The following is a 14377-nucleotide window of genomic DNA, read 5'->3' as shown; positions in this document are numbered from 1 at the left end:
GGATCACGGGTTCGGTAGCAGAGGGAGGGCTTCCAACAGTCAATGCGTTTCCTTTTCAGGGTGGAGGGGAGTTTCGGTTTCGGGCATCAGCTCCAGCGCCGAAGGCGTGGTGCGCAACATGGCGCGGAACGGTGCCGGATGGGTACGCAGGCGGGCGTGCGAAAGCAGCCGCATGCCGGTGAAGACGGCCAGGCAGGTCAACACGGCCGCGAAGTACAGCGGCAGCGCGGGGGCGCCGAAGCGGCTCATCAGCGCGCCCGCGATGGCCGGGCCGACCGCCGCGCCGATGCCATGCACCAGCAGCAGGCTGCTGCAGCCGGACAGCAGGTCTTCGCTGGCCAGGTAATCGAGCATGTGCGCCACCGCGAACGGGTACAGCGCAAACACCAGCCCGCCGTAGCAGAACACCAGCAGGAACATTACGTGCAGCTGCTGCTGGATCAATGGCATGGCCGCCAGCACCGCCAGTCCGGCGGCGGCCAGGCTTACGGTCATCAGGCCGATACGCCGGTCGTGGCCATCGCTGATGCGGCCGAGCGGCCATTGCAGCAGGGCGCCGCCGGCGATGGCGGCCAGCATGAACAACGGCACGCCATCGCCGCTGAGGCCGATGTCCCCGGCGAATACCGGCAACAGGCCCCAGAACGGACCCATCGCCAGCCCGGACAGGCCGGCGGCCACGGTGGCCACCGGCGCCAGGGTATACAGGTTGCCAAGCTTGAGGCGCGGCACGTTGGGCACGTCCGGCTGCTGCAGGCGGGTGGCGGTGACCGGCAGCATCGCCGCGCACACCAGCAGCGCGGTGACGGTGAACATCGCCGCCGCGCCCGCATCGCCAAGCATCAACAGCACCTGCCCCAGTGCCAGCGCGGACAGGTTGATCATCATGTACAGCGAAAACACCCGGCTGCGCCGCTGCGGATCGGGTTCGGCGTTGAGCCAGCTTTCGATGACGGTATACAGGCCGACCAACGCGATGCCGGTGACCATCCGCAGCAGGCCCCAGCCCCATGGATCCAGCCACAGCGGATGCAGCAGCACCGCCATGGTGGCGAGGGCGGCGTGGAAGGCGAAGGCGCGGCTGTGGCCCATGCGCCGGATCAGCGGCGGGGCAGTGAAAGTGCCGACGAAGAAGCCGGCGAAATAACCGGACATCACCCAGCCCAGCGCGTTGGCGCTGAAGCCTTCCAGGCCGCCGCGCACAGCCAGCAGGGTGCCCAGCAGACCGCCGCCGGTAAGCAGCAAAGCCACGCCAAGCAGCAGTGAAGTCAGCCGCAACATGGGTGCGACCTTCGTGGGGAAGGTTTGGCAAACACGTCACCGACCTTAACACAGGGGGTCTGCCGGGCCGCTTGCAATGCCTTAACATGCGCGCCTGATTTCCTACCTGACCACTACGATGCCGATCTACGGATTCGCCTGCGCCGACTGCGGCCACGCCTTTGACCGCCTGCAGAAGATTGCCGATGCAGACCCCACGCAGTGCCCGTCCTGTGGCAAGGAAACGGTGAAGCGGCAGATCACCGCGCCCTCGTTCCGGCTGGCTGGCGGAGGCTGGTATGAGACCGATTTTGGTTCCAACAAGAAGAACCTGGCGGAAAAACCCGCAGCCGTGGCACCTGCCAAGAGCGAGTAAGCACAGAGGGTTTGCGCCATGCAGCCTGGCTGGGTAGGGTGGAGCGATGAACCTGCTCCGGACCTCTTCCCTCACGATGCTGCTGGCCCTTGCAGGGTGCAGCAACCCTTCCCCTGATCCGGTGGCGCAGGAAGTGTCCAACGCGCCGGCCGATGCTTTCCTTGCCAGCGTGGCCGCCTACTGTGGCAAGGCCTTTACGGGACAGGTGGTGGAAGACAACCCCGCCAGCACCGGCCCGGACCCGTTCGCGGGCAAACGGCTGGTGATGCACGTGCGTGGTTGCGAGGACCCGGCCCACCAGCTGCGGATACCGTTCCACGTCGGCGATGACCATTCGCGCACCTGGGTGTTGAGCCGTACCGAGAGCGGGTTGCGCCTGAAGCACGACCACCGGCATGCCGACGGCAGCCCGGATGCGATCAGCCTGTATGGCGGCGACAGCAGGCGCCCGGGTACGGCGCAGCGCCAGGAGTTCCCGGCCGACACCGATTCGGTGGCGATGTTCCGCAAGGCGGACATGCTGGCGTCCACGCATAACACCTGGGCGATGGAGATCGATCCGGATCGGCAGTTCGTCTACGAATTGACCCGGCCCGATGGGCGACGCTTCCGCGTGGTATTCGACCTTTCGCGGCCGGTGGCATTGCCACCGGCGCCGTGGGGCGCGCACACGCCCGGCGGCCAGCAGGGGTAGCGCCGAGCCATGCTCGGCGAGCGCAGCGGCAGCAGGAGCTGACGGCCAGCGGCCGTCACTACCGAAGCAGGGGTAGCGCCGAGCCATGCTCGGCGAGCGCAGCGGCAGCAGGAGCTGACGGCCAGCGGCCGTCATTACCCGGAGCGGGTCAGCGCACGCCGAAGCGCGCGCGGCAGCCGTTGCTGACCCACAGGCTGCCATTGCTGTAGCCCCAGGTCTGGTTTTCGCGACAGGCGCTGCCGGACAGCTGTTCGATCAGCACCGGGCGGCCGCGGCGTGCTTCCCACGCGCAGCTGGAGCGGCGCTTGTCGTTGCTGCTGCAGGTAACGCTGTAGTTGTTGTTGGCCCCGCCCCAGCCGCCGCCCCAGTTGCCTCCGCTGGAGCCGCGGGCTTCGGCGAACTCGCCCCGGCAGCCGCCGTTGACCCAGACCGCACCATTGCGGGTGCCCCAGGTGCGGCCTTCCACGCAGGCCGTGCCGGAGATCTGCCGGACCAGACGGGCGTTGCGCCAGCCCGTGGTGCAGACCCGCTCGCGGTTGTTCTGGCTCTCGCAGCGGATGCTGCCGCCGTTCTGCCCGCCGCCGCCCCAGTTGCCGCCGTTGCCACTGCTGCCACCGCTGCCACCTCCGCGCAGCGAGGTGGCGATGTCCTGCTTGATGCGCGAAAAGCTCCAGCCAGAGTTGACCTGGGCCAGGTAGAACCGCAGCTGGTCATCGGGAATACGGCGTCCGTTGGACTGTTCGGCATACTCCTGGCTGATCACCCGGGTCCGGTCACTGCTGGAAAGCTGGGTCAGGTTCTCCGGCGCATAGGCACGGGTGCCGATCTGGGCATGGGCGGGAAACAGCGGGGCAGAGCAGGCAAGCGCGGCGGCCAGGCAGGCCAGGGTCCAGCGGTTCATGGCGACATCCCCGAGCGGTCGATGGTGCGCGAATATAGGAACGAACTGGATTAAATCGGCGTGACTGCCAAGGATTTGCCCCCGGTGGGGGCTCGGCCCCAGAATAACGGGCTTTCCGGTCCTTCCTGGCGCCGGCGTACAACAGCGGAGCTTTCCCCCATGCGTACCCACTTCTGCGGCCTGGTCGACGAGACCCTGATCGGCCAGACTGTCACCCTCGCCGGCTGGACCGACGTGGCCCGTAACCAGGGCGGCGTGTGCTTCATCGATCTTCGCGATCATGAGGGCATCGTGCAGGTGACGGTGGAGGTCGACAACGCCGAAGTGTTCGCCGTGGCCGCCTCGCTCGGTTACGAGGACGTGCTGCAGGTGGAAGGCGTGGTGCGTGCCCGCCACGCAGTCAACGACAAGATGGCCACCGGCAAGGTCGAAGTGATCGCCACCGCCATCACCGTGCTCAACAAGGCCGCCCCGCTGCCGTTCCATGCGCACGAGAACCCGGGCGAAGAAACCCGCCTGAAGTACCGTTACCTGGACCTGCGCCGCCCGGAAATGCAGCGCATGCAGCGCACCCGCATCAAGCTGGTGCAGGCGCTGCGCCGCCACCTGGACGAGCGTGGCTTCCAGGACATCGAAACCCCGATCCTGACCAAGGCCACCCCGGAAGGCGCGCGCGACTTCCTGGTCCCGGCGCGCATGCATCCGGGCGAGTTCTATGCGCTGCCGCAGAGCCCCCAGCTGTTCAAGCAGATCCTGATGGTGGCCGGCTTCGACCGCTACTACCAGATCGCGCGCTGCTTCCGCGACGAGGCGCTGCGTGCCGACCGCCAGCTGGAGTTCACCCAGCTGGACATGGAATTCGCCTTCGTGCGCGAGCAGGACGTGCAGGATTTCGTCGAGGACATGATCCGCGGCATCTTCAAGGAGGTGGTCGAGGTGGAGCTGGCCGCCCGCTTCCCGCGCATGACCTGGGCCGAGGCGATGCGTCGCTATGGCTCGGACAAGCCGGACCTGCGCATCGCGCTGGAACTGGTGGACGTGGCCGAGCTGGTCAAGTCCAGCGGGTTCCCGGTGTTCAGCACGGCCGCCAACGATGCCGACGGCCGCGTCGCCGCGCTGCGCATCCCGGGCGGTGGCAGCCTGAGCCGCAAGCAGATCGACGAGTACGCCGCCCACGCCGCCAAATACGGCGCCAAGGGCCTGGCCTACATCAAGATCAGCGACACCGGCGAGGTCAGCTCGCCGATCCAGAAATTCTTCACCGAAGACGGCTTTGCTGCGCTGCTGGCCCACGTCGGCGCTGGCAATGGGGACATCGTGTTCTTCGGCGCGGGCGGCTACAACAAGGTGTCCGATTTCATGGGCGCGCTGCGTCTGAAGGCGGGCAAGGACTTCGGCCTGGTCGCCGATGGCTGGGCCCCGCTGTGGGTGACCGACTTCCCGATGTTCGAATGGGACGAGGAAGCGCAGCGCTACGTCGCCCTGCACCACCCCTTCACCGCGCCGGCGGTGGATGACATCGCCGACCTGCGCGCGCATGCCAAGACCGCGGTGTCGCGCGGGTATGACATGGTGCTCAACGGCAACGAGATCGGTGGCGGTTCGATCCGTATCCACCGTCCGGACATGCAGAGCGCGGTGTTCGAGCTGCTCGGCATCGATGCCGAAGAAGCCCGTGCCAAGTTCGGCTTCCTGCTGGATGCGCTGAACTACGGCGCGCCACCGCACGGTGGCATCGCCTTCGGCATCGACCGCATCGCCGCGCTGATGGCCGGTACCGAGTCGATCCGCGACGTCATCCCGTTCCCGAAGACCACCGGCGCGCAGTGCCTGATGACCGATGCACCGTCGCCGATCGCCGATGCGCAGCTGGCCGAAGTGCACATCCAGGTGCGTCCCAAGAAGGGCTGAGGCCGCTCCAGGGGCTGTCGTGCACAGGCCGGCAGCCTTTCCCAACCACGCCGTCGCGACGGCTTGATGCTACGAGGCAAGCATATGGTCCAGGGTTCCTATGCGATCCGCCGTGCCAGCGTCGACGACGCTGCGATCCTGTCGGTGCTGGCCGCGCGCACCTTCACCGAGACCTTCGGCCATCTGTATCCGCCCCGGCACCTGCAGGATTTCCTCGACGAAAACTACGCGTTGGAGCGCCAGCGGATCATCCTGGCGCACCCGGATTACGCGGTGTGGCTGCTGGAACATGACGGTGTGGCGATCGGCCATGCGGCGGCCGGTCCGTGCGGCCTGCCGCATCCGGACGTGCAGCCCGGCGACGGCGAACTGAAGCGGCTGTACCTGATCAAGGCCGAGCAGAGTTGCGGCTGGGGCAGCCGGTTGTTGGAGACCGCGCTGGCCTGGCTGGAGCGCGATGGCCCGCGCCCGCTGTGGCTGGGGGTGTGGTCGGAGAACTTCGGCGCGCAGCGCTTCTATGCCCGCTACGGCTTCCAGAAAGTGGGCGAGTACCTGTTCCCGGTCGGTGAAACCAACGACCTTGAGTTCATCCTGCGGCGGCCGCTGGTCGCTGCCGCCGATACCCCGGCGACAGCGTAAGCACCGTCCAGATCAGCTGGCGCGTGGTGCGGCGCCGAAGGTTCCGGGCAACGCGGCGGTCTGCATCGCCGTTGTGCGGCTGCGCGTCATCGCTACCAGCAGTTTCAGTTCGTTGCTGCTGAGGATGCCGCGGGCCAGGTCGTCCTCCATCCGGGAGAGCGACTGCTGCCGATCGGGCCAAGGACCGTACTGCGGATCTGCGGCCCCCCGTTCCAGCCTGCGCTGCAGGGTCTCGCTGAGCAGGCTGCGCAGCGCGTTGTCGCGGAAGGTTTCGCTTTCCTTGTTGAGGTAGCCCGTGGTGTGGTTGGTGATCAGCCGGTGGTAGGGAATGACGCCCTGCCAGCAGGCGTGGCGTTCGGGGGTGAACATGTCCTTGTGCTCCAGGTAGATCACCTGGTGTCCCATCAGCGCGAACGGTTCCAGTGCGCCGCTACGGATGCCGATCACCGGGCCACCGACGGTATCCAGCAGCTTGTGCATGAAGTACCACTGATGCTCCCGAGGGGCCAGCACGCGCTCACCATTCAGTTCCGCTGCCCAGAAGCGGCCGATATGGGGATGCAGCTTCGGTCGGTACGGATGGCGGTCGGTGAGACGATCCTCGCCGTTCTCATCGCGTGCGCGGTTGATGTAAGTATCGGCGATGCAATACACCGGGGAGCCTGCGTGGTCCAGTGCGTCGGCGATCTGCTCGAACATCATTGGCCGTGAAATCGCCTCTGCCTCGCGGGCGTTGGCGTATTCGCGATCGGCGATCCACAACGCGGCCGCGCCGGGCTGGATGCCCTGTTCGGCGACGACCGTGTCGACCAGTGCATCGATGCGTTCGCGCTCGACCGGGTGGACCAGCGCGATGAGTTTGTCGCGGACAGCGATGCAGCGCGCTTCAGGCGACAGGTCCGGATCGCGGAAGCGACGCGCGATCAGCTCGGTCGTGGCGGATATGTGGAACACGTGCGTGGCCTCATGCGCGTCGCCGCCGACCAGCGGCGAGGGCGCACCTGCCACGTGCTTGAAATCAGCACGCGTAGCGCTGTCGTCCAGCGATTCACGCGCATTCTTCAGGCTTGCACCGGTGTATTCGTACAGCGACACGCGATGCGCTGCATCCTGCTGCCCGCTGGCCCCCAGCGCGCTGCGGATGACCTCGAAGGCTTCGCGGGCATGATGTTCTTCGGCGGCGTTGCCGCGGCTGTAGGCGATGGACACATTGAGCCGTGGATTGATCAACGTGGCGAGGATCAATGAATAGCGATCACCCGTGGCGTAGCCCGGCAGAAAGGTGTGGATTGCTGCATCGGCGGCATCCAGCGCCGCGCGGAACGGCATGTCGCGGGCATGCAGGTACGGCACGCCCTGGCCGGTGGCGGCGTCCATCCGATAGGCCTGTCGTGTCCTGACGTCCTGCAGGGGCAGCTGCAGGTCCAGGCGCTGCGCCTGCTCCCGCACCTGGGCCAAGGCGGCCTGGCCAATTTCCTGACGGACGCTCTGGTTGTCGTGCGAATGGCTCTGGTAGGCCTGCAGATACAGCTCGCGGGTTGCGCTGTCGGCAGGGTTGGCCGCAGAGAAGAAGGTCGCCGGACGGATCCGCTGTTCTGCGGCAGGTATTTCGATACTGCGGCCCATCATCGTGACGCATGGCCAGCCGGCGATGAACTTCTGCGAATCACGCCCGACGTCGAACTCGGCTGCGGCACGCGACTGGTCGAGGACCGGCGCGGCCGGTCCGGCCGCGCAGAACAGCAGCGAGGCGTGCTCGTGGATGGGAGACGCCGGCGCATGCGGCGGCGCAGGAGGCGACAGGGCGGGGGAGGTCTGGGAAATGGTCAACGTCGGCATGTGGGGGTCCGAAGGGTCAGAGGGAGGCGAGCAGGTGGCGGCGAATGCACTGCAGGCGCTGCAATGCACCTGGCAGGTCATCCAGGGCGGGCGACTCGCGGGCATGGGCCTGGACCAGCCGCAGCACACCGCTGCTGATGTCCAGGGCGATGCAGGCGCCGCCCATGGCGTGCGGGTCGTGGTGGTGGGCGAGCAGGGCGCGCAGCCGGTGTTCATTGCAGCGCAGCCCATCATCGGCCAGCTGGCAGTGCAGCAGCAGGTGGTCGTCGGTGACTTCCAGGTGCCATTCCACTGCGCCTTCGTCGAGAAGCGTGTAGGCAGCAGCGGGAACGTCCAGAGGCAGGGGCAGGCGGTGCGCGGCGCGCTGCAGGATCGGCAGCGCCCACGCCGGTGTGTAAGCGGTCATCGTGATACAGGTTCGGGAAACGGAGCCATAGCCTGCACATTGCGCAGCGGGGAAGCCTGAGTCATGCGTTAACCACTGCAAAGTCAATCAAATCGAAGATTTCGAGTGGCAATTTCGGCGGGTAAATCAGCATTACCCATGGTGCAATTACAGGATTCAATCATCTTTCAACACGCGCCATTTCGGAGGCTCGCAGCCTCCTTGAGCGGCGCTTGCTGAAAGCGACATCCCTGCAGCATCTTCAGCGTGGATCCCATGACTACTTCCCCGTCTCCGCCAGCGGAGCCACCCCTCTCTCCCGTGTTCCCTCCCGCGTCCTCGTCCTCGTCTTCCATGAAGTGCCCCTGCGTGCTGAAACCTGCCGGCGTGCGCAACCGCAGTCTGGCTGAGGCACGCACGGCCGGGCGCTGGCGCGCCGTGGTGGAGGGCGGGCGCGTGCGACGCGCCATCACTGTCACCACGCTCGCGCCAGGGATGATCGCCGTGCGACTGGAAGGACCACCCGCGTTGCTGGAGAGGATGGGGCTGCAGGTTCCGGCTGCGCCGCAGGCCGCCCGCGCCGCAAAGCTGCTTGCCTGGATAAGCCTGGATCCTCGCCGTTTCAGCGGCAGCGTCGTGCAGGGCGAAGCGTTGCTCGACCCCTGCGCGGCACCTGCCGGCGGTAACCGTGCAGGCACGTGCGTGCGTATCAACGGCGGCTACTTCAATTACCGCCAGCGCGCCTGCAGCGCCCAACCCGAACCGCGGCCGATCGGGCCGCTGAACACGTCCGGGGGAAGGCGGCAGCCGGCGTTGCCCGTGCCTTCGGCGTTTGCAGGCGACTATCATCAAATGATGTTCGCCGACGGTTCCTCGTTCGCCAGTGCGCCCCTTCTGGCAGAGGGCGGTGAGCCGGTATTCGGGATCAAGGCCGCAGGTAATCCGATGTACCGCCTGCCGCCCGATTTCTGTTTCGAGCGGGGCGATCTGGTTCCGCCCGGTGTGTTGTGGCACGCACATGATGCCAACCCACGGGCTGCGATCAGCCTGCCATCCAGCGCTGGAAGTGGTCGCATCCGGCTCGTCGCGGCCCCGATGGGCGACCGTAGCTGCGCCGACTCCGGTTGGTCACTTACGGCGTTTTCGGCGGTCATGGCCCGGCTGGACCGCCAGCAATCGCCGCCCAACGTTTCCCTGAACCTGGATGGTGGCGAGTCCGTCGCGCTGCTCGCCTGGGTGGGGGGGCGGCCCCTGCTCGACGTCCGGCAGACGCTGCAGCCGCGACAGGTCGGCAACCTGATCGAGTTCCATGATGGCCCGCCACAGCGGTCGCCCCGAATGGTCAGATGCGTCAAACTGGAAACATGAAGCCCTCCGTCCTGCTCCTGCATGGCATCTGGAACGCCCGCGCCTGGGTCGGCCCACTCGCCTGGCGCCTGCGCGCGCGCGGCTTCCAGGTCGAGACCTTCGGCTATCCAAGCGTGCTGGGTGGCCCCGAAGTGGCCGTACCGCAATTGCTGGAACGCCTGCAGCAGCGCGGGCCGGTCTCGCTGGTGGGCCACAGCCTGGGCGGGCTGGTGGCGCTGGAGGCGCTGCGCCAGGCGCCGGAACTGCAGGTGCAGCGGGTGGTCTGCCTGGGGTCGCCGCTGCGCGGCAGTGGCACCGCCCGCATCCTGGCCGAACACGGCTGGGCCGCAGCGCTCGGGCGCAGCAGCGGACTGCTGCTGGATGGGCTGCCGGACTGGCAGGGCGAGGCGAAGGTGGGACTGATCGCCGGTTGTGTTCCGCACGGCCTCGGCAGCCTGCTGGGGGCACTGGAGGGAGACTCCGACGGCACCGTGGCACTGGCCGAGACCCGCTTGCCGGGACTGGCCGACCATTGTGTCGTGCGCTGTTCCCACAGCGGGCTGGTGTTCTCGCTGGAGGCAGCGCGGCAGACCGCGCAGTTCCTGCGCCACGGACGCTTTCATCCGGGCCAGGCCTCCGCTGCTGCTTGACCGCCCCGGGTCCTGCGGCGGGGTGGACACGGTTGTGGCGCCCGATCAGGTAGAATCCGCGCCCTGTTCCTGAAGCTGCCAAACGGAAGCCCCCATGGGTAGAGGTCCCTCCATCGAAGGCCGCAAAAACGCGTCTGACGCGAAGCGCGGCAAGATTTTCACCAAGATCATCCGCGAGATCGGCGTTGCCGCGCGTGGTGGCGGAGGCGACCCCAACAACAACCCGCGCCTGCGCGTGGCGATGGACAAGGGGCTGTCCTCGAACATGTCCAAGGACGTGATCGAGCGGGCGATCAAGAAGGCCACCGGCGAGCTGGAAGGCGTCGAGTACGAAGAGATCCGCTACGAGGGCTATGCGCCCGGCGGCGTGGCCGTGATCGTCGACTGCCTGACCGACAACAAGGTGCGCACCGTCGCCGATGTCCGCCATGCGTTCAGCAAGTGCGGCGGCAACATGGGCACCGAAGGCTCGGTGGCGTTCATGTTCAAGCGCCTCGGCGTCATCAGCTATGCGCCGGGCGCGGACGAAGACCGCATCACCGAGGCCGCCATCGAGGCCGGTGCGGACGACATCGTGGTCTATCCCGATGACGCCTCCATCGACGTGGTCACTGCGCCGGACGCCTTCCACGCCGTGCGCGATGCGATGGCCGCCGCCGGCCTGCCGAGCGACCACGCCGAAATCACCTTCCGCGCCGACAACGATATTGCCGTGGAGGGCGACACCGCCCTGCAGGTGAAGAAGCTGCTGGACATGCTGGAAGACCTCGACGACGTGCAGGATGTCTACTCCAACGCCGATCTCGGCGCGCACGCCTAAGCCCGTCGATGACCCGCATCCTCGGCATCGACCCCGGTTCGCAACGTACCGGGGTCGGCATCATCGACGTCGATGCGGCCGGCCGTGTCAGCCATGTCCACCACCAGCCGCTGGTGTTGCTAGGCGCAGACGATTTCCCGCAGCGGATGAAGATCCTGGTGCTGGGACTGGCCGATCTGATCGTTGAGTACCAGCCGCAGGAAGTGGCCATCGAAAAGGTGTTCATGGCGCGCAACCCGGATTCGGCGCTGAAACTCGGCCAGGCCCGCGGGGCGGCGATTTCGGCCGTGGTCCTGCGCGACCTGCCGGTCAGTGAGTACGCGGCCAGCGAGATCAAGCTGGCGGTCGTCGGGCGCGGCGGAGCGGAAAAACAACAGGTCCAACACATGGTCGGGCTCATGCTCGGCTTGAAGACGAAGCTGCAGGCCGACGCCGCTGATGCATTGGCCGTGGCCATCACCCATGCCCACGTACGGGCCACGGCCAACCGCCTGGGGCTCAGCGCCCGCCAGGCGTGGGGCCGGAAATGAGGAGCACTGCTGCATGATCGGTCGCCTGCGTGGAATCGTTGCCTACAAGGCGCCGCCGTGGCTGGTGGTGGACGTCAACGGGGTCGGCTACGAGCTGGAAGCCCCGATGAGCACGTTCTATGACCTGCCGGACATCGGCCGCGAGGTGATCCTGTACACGCACTACGCGCAGAAGGAGGACAGCGTGTCGCTGTACGGCTTCCTGCGCGATGGCGAGCGCCGCCTGTTCCGCGACGTGCAGAAGGTCAGCGGCATCGGTGCGAAGATCGCGCTGGCGGTGCTGTCGGCGGCCAGCGTGGAAGAGTTCGTGCGGATGGTGCAGTCCGGGGACGTCACCGCGCTGACCCGCATCCCGGGTATCGGCAAGAAGACCGCCGAGCGCATGGTGCTGGAACTGCGCGACCGTGCCGCCCAGCTGGGCGCAGGCGGCGCACTGCCGTCCAGTAGTGGCCCTGCCGCGGCCGATCCGGTGTCCGAAGCCACCGTCGCGCTGCAGCAGCTCGGCTACAAGCCGGCCGAGGCGGCGCGCATGGCGCGCGATGCCAATGCCGAGGGCGACGACGTCGCCATGGTCATCCGCAAGGCGCTGCAGTCGGCGCTGCGCTGAGCCTGCCCTTTTCCTTTTCGATACTCCCACCGAGCCCCGCCATGTCCACCCCCAGCAACCCGCAAGATGGCAGCCACGGCCATGCCCCCACCGGGAGCAGCATGGCTTTGGTCGTCGGTGCGATCGGCGTGGTGTTCGGTGACATCGGCACCAGCCCGCTGTACACCCTGAAGGAAGCGTTCTCCGGCCACTACGGGCTGACCAGCGACCATGACACCGTGCTGGGCGTGCTGTCGCTGTCGTTCTGGGCGCTGATCCTGGTGGTGACCCTGAAGTACGTCACCATCATCATGCGCGCCGACAACGAGGGCGAAGGCGGGATCATGGCGCTGATGGCGCTGACCCAGCGCACGCTGAGCAAGGGCTCGCGCTCGGCGTACGTGGTTGGCATCCTCGGCATCTTCGGCGCCTCGTTGTTCTTCGGTGACGGGGTGATCACTCCGGCCATTTCGGTGCTGGGCGCGGTGGAAGGCCTGGAAATCGCTGCGCCCGGCCTGCATCGCTTCATCCTGCCGATCACCATCGTGGTGCTGCTGGCGGTGTTTGCCGCGCAGCGCTTCGGCACGGAAAAAATCGGCAAGGCGTTCGGGCCGATCACCAGCATCTGGTTCATTTCGCTGGCGGCGATCGGCCTGTACAACATCGTCGACGCCCCTGAAGTGCTGAAAGCCTTCAACCCGTGGTGGGCGATCCGGTTCTTCATGGACCATGGCTGGCACGGGGTGTTCATCCTCGGCGCGGTGGTGCTGGCGGTCACCGGGGGCGAGGCGCTGTACGCGGACATGGGCCACTTCGGTGCCAAGCCGATCCGCCACGCCTGGTATTTCTTCGTGCTGCCGTGCCTGGTGATGAACTACCTGGGCCAGGGCGCGCTGGTGCTGGAGCATCCCGAAGCGGTGAAGAACCCGTTCTTCGAGGCGGTGCCGGACTGGGCGCTGTACCCGATGATCATCCTGGCCACGATGGCGGCGGTGATCGCCTCGCAGTCGGTCATCACCGGGGCGTTCTCTGTGTCCCGCCAGGCGATGCAGCTGGGCTACATCCCGCGCATGCGGATCAAGCACACCTCGCACGACACCATCGGCCAGATCTACATCCCCGGCATCAACTGGGGCCTGGCGGTGATGGTGATCGGGCTGGTGCTGGCGTTCCAGAGCTCGTCCAACCTGGCGGTGGCCTACGGTATTTCGGTGTCCGGCACGATGCTGATCGATACCCTGTTGCTGGCCCTGGTGGCGCGCAGCCTGTGGCCGAAATCACGGCACTGGATCGTCGCCCTGTGCGTGGTGTTCTTCATCATCGACCTGGGCTTCGTGATCGCCAACGGCGCCAAGCTGATGCAGGGCGCGTGGTTCCCGGTGGTGCTGGGCATCCTGCTGTTCACCCTGATGCGCACCTGGCGGCGTGGCCGCGAGCTGCTGCGCGACGAGATCCGCAAGGACGGCATCCGCCTGGATACCTTCCTGCCGGGGCTGATGCTGGCGCCGCCGGTCCGGGTGCCGGGCACGGCGGTGTTCCTGACCGCCGACCCGACCGTGGCGCCGCACGCGTTGATGCACAACCTGAAGCACAACAAGGTGCTGCACGAGCGCAATGTGTTCCTGCACGTGGTGACCCTGCCGGTGCCGTACGCGCCGGAGGGGCACCGGTTGAAGATCGAATCGGTCGGCGATGATTTCCACCGGGTCTACGTCAAGTTCGGTTTCATGGAGACCCCGGACGTGCCGCTGGCGCTGATGCGTTCATGCGACCACGGCGGGATCTACTTCGATCCGATGGACACCACGTTCTTCGCCAGCCGCGAGACGATCGTGGCCACCGCCAACCGCGGCATGCCGATCTGGCGCGACAAGCTGTTCGCGCTGATGCATCGCAACGCCGCGCCGGCAACGGGGTTCTTCCGGATTCCCGGCAACCGGCTGGTGGAACTGGGCGCGCAGGTCGAGATCTAAGGGAGTTTTCCGCGCTGCGCGCTGCTTCAGCGTGAGCAACGGCAACGGCAACAGCAACAGCAACGGCAACGGCAACGGCAACGGCGAGAGCTGCGGGGCTGCTTGTTGGCGGGGCGGGGAGGCTGTGCAGGACACGCCGTGAACCCGTCCCTGGGGGCTCGCTTTTCGCATCCATGCGAAAAGACGGTCCTGCACAGCCTCCCCGCCCCACCTTCGACAGGCCCATGGCGGCCTTGGACCATGCGGTCCTGGTAGCGCCGACCCATGGTCGGCGGGATGTTTCCGCCAACGGCCCGCTGCGCTCGCCGAGCACGGCTCGGCGCTACCGCTTTTCCTTTTTCTTTATTACGCGGCTGGCGGCCACGGAACCTGTCAGGGGGCCGGGCGGTGGGGCTGGGCGGGGGCGTTGAGCGCCATGGATGGCGCGAAACGAGGCCCGCATGGACGCAGTTTTTGCCGTCCCCCG

At 66.9% G+C, this 14377-nt stretch carries 14 protein-coding genes; 10 read left to right on the top strand and 4 right to left on the bottom strand.

The features are described from left to right. Positions 1-39 precede the first annotated feature (39 nt). On the bottom strand, positions 40-1281 hold the full coding sequence (locus H9654_RS09265; RefSeq protein ID WP_191770602.1) for an MFS transporter: 1242 nt from the start codon (positions 1279-1281) through the stop codon (positions 40-42). A gap of 118 nt (positions 1282-1399) precedes the next feature. Here H9654_RS09265 and H9654_RS09260 point away from each other — a divergent pair, with 118 nt between their 5' ends. Both H9654_RS09260 and H9654_RS09255 read left to right on the top strand, forming a co-directional pair. Continuing rightward, a complete protein-coding gene (locus H9654_RS09260; protein ID WP_191770601.1) occupies positions 1400-1636 on the top strand; it encodes an FmdB family zinc ribbon protein in 237 nt (78 codons plus the stop codon). Between the two features lie 46 nt (positions 1637-1682). Next, positions 1683-2330 (top strand): hypothetical protein, encoded by a 648-nt coding sequence (locus tag H9654_RS09255; protein WP_191770600.1) that lies wholly within the window; start codon positions 1683-1685, stop codon positions 2328-2330. Between the two features lie 148 nt (positions 2331-2478). On the opposite strand, the gene H9654_RS09250 is transcribed toward H9654_RS09255, so the two are convergent. Then, on the bottom strand, positions 2479-3231 hold the full coding sequence (locus H9654_RS09250) for a DUF3011 domain-containing protein (protein ID WP_191770599.1): 753 nt from the start codon (positions 3229-3231) through the stop codon (positions 2479-2481). A 159-nt stretch (positions 3232-3390) separates the two neighbouring features. Between H9654_RS09250 and aspS the strand changes: the two genes are divergently transcribed. Together aspS and H9654_RS09240 are read left to right on the top strand one after the other, a co-directional pair. Further along, positions 3391-5142: an aspartate--tRNA ligase gene (gene aspS, locus H9654_RS09245; protein ID WP_191770598.1), complete on the top strand. Its 1752-nt coding sequence runs from the start codon at positions 3391-3393 to the stop codon at positions 5140-5142. 84 nt (positions 5143-5226) lie between these two features. Then, positions 5227-5781: a GNAT family N-acetyltransferase gene (locus tag H9654_RS09240; RefSeq protein WP_191770597.1), complete on the top strand. Its 555-nt coding sequence runs from the start codon at positions 5227-5229 to the stop codon at positions 5779-5781. Positions 5782-5793: 12 nt separating this feature from the next. On the opposite strand, the gene H9654_RS09235 is transcribed toward H9654_RS09240, so the two are convergent. Further along, on the bottom strand, positions 5794-7620 hold the full coding sequence (locus tag H9654_RS09235; RefSeq protein ID WP_191770596.1) for a hypothetical protein: 1827 nt from the start codon (positions 7618-7620) through the stop codon (positions 5794-5796). 16 nt (positions 7621-7636) lie between these two features. Further along, the gene (locus H9654_RS09230; protein ID WP_191770595.1) at positions 7637-8026 is read right to left on the bottom strand and encodes a CesT family type III secretion system chaperone; all 390 of its coding nucleotides are present in this window, start codon (positions 8024-8026) and stop codon (positions 7637-7639) included. Between the two features lie 348 nt (positions 8027-8374). Between H9654_RS09230 and H9654_RS09225 the strand changes: the two genes are divergently transcribed. The 6 genes from H9654_RS09225 (at position 8375) to H9654_RS09200 (ending at position 13911) form a co-directional block, all read left to right on the top strand. After that, positions 8375-9373 (top strand): hypothetical protein, encoded by a 999-nt coding sequence (locus H9654_RS09225; RefSeq protein ID WP_191770594.1) that lies wholly within the window; start codon positions 8375-8377, stop codon positions 9371-9373. Then, positions 9370-10002 (top strand): esterase/lipase family protein, encoded by a 633-nt coding sequence (locus H9654_RS09220; RefSeq protein WP_191770593.1) that lies wholly within the window; start codon positions 9370-9372, stop codon positions 10000-10002. Before H9654_RS09225 ends, H9654_RS09220 begins: the two co-directional genes overlap by 4 nt. Positions 10003-10096: 94 nt before the next feature. Further along, positions 10097-10822 (top strand): YebC/PmpR family DNA-binding transcriptional regulator, encoded by a 726-nt coding sequence (locus tag H9654_RS09215; protein ID WP_101098836.1) that lies wholly within the window; start codon positions 10097-10099, stop codon positions 10820-10822. A gap of 8 nt (positions 10823-10830) precedes the next feature. Further along, positions 10831-11352: a crossover junction endodeoxyribonuclease RuvC gene (gene ruvC, locus H9654_RS09210; RefSeq protein WP_191770592.1), complete on the top strand. Its 522-nt coding sequence runs from the start codon at positions 10831-10833 to the stop codon at positions 11350-11352. Between the two features lie 13 nt (positions 11353-11365). Next, positions 11366-11959: a Holliday junction branch migration protein RuvA gene (gene ruvA, locus H9654_RS09205; protein ID WP_042613465.1), complete on the top strand. Its 594-nt coding sequence runs from the start codon at positions 11366-11368 to the stop codon at positions 11957-11959. A 41-nt stretch (positions 11960-12000) separates the two neighbouring features. Continuing rightward, on the top strand, positions 12001-13911 hold the full coding sequence (locus H9654_RS09200; protein WP_123700595.1) for a potassium transporter Kup: 1911 nt from the start codon (positions 12001-12003) through the stop codon (positions 13909-13911). The last annotated feature ends 466 nt before the right edge of the window (positions 13912-14377 follow it).

It is taken from the genome of Stenotrophomonas lacuserhaii (assembly GCF_014836545.1).
Taxonomy (GTDB): domain Bacteria; phylum Pseudomonadota; class Gammaproteobacteria; order Xanthomonadales; family Xanthomonadaceae; genus Stenotrophomonas; species Stenotrophomonas lacuserhaii.
This window is presented reverse-complemented; position numbering and strand designations above follow the sequence as displayed.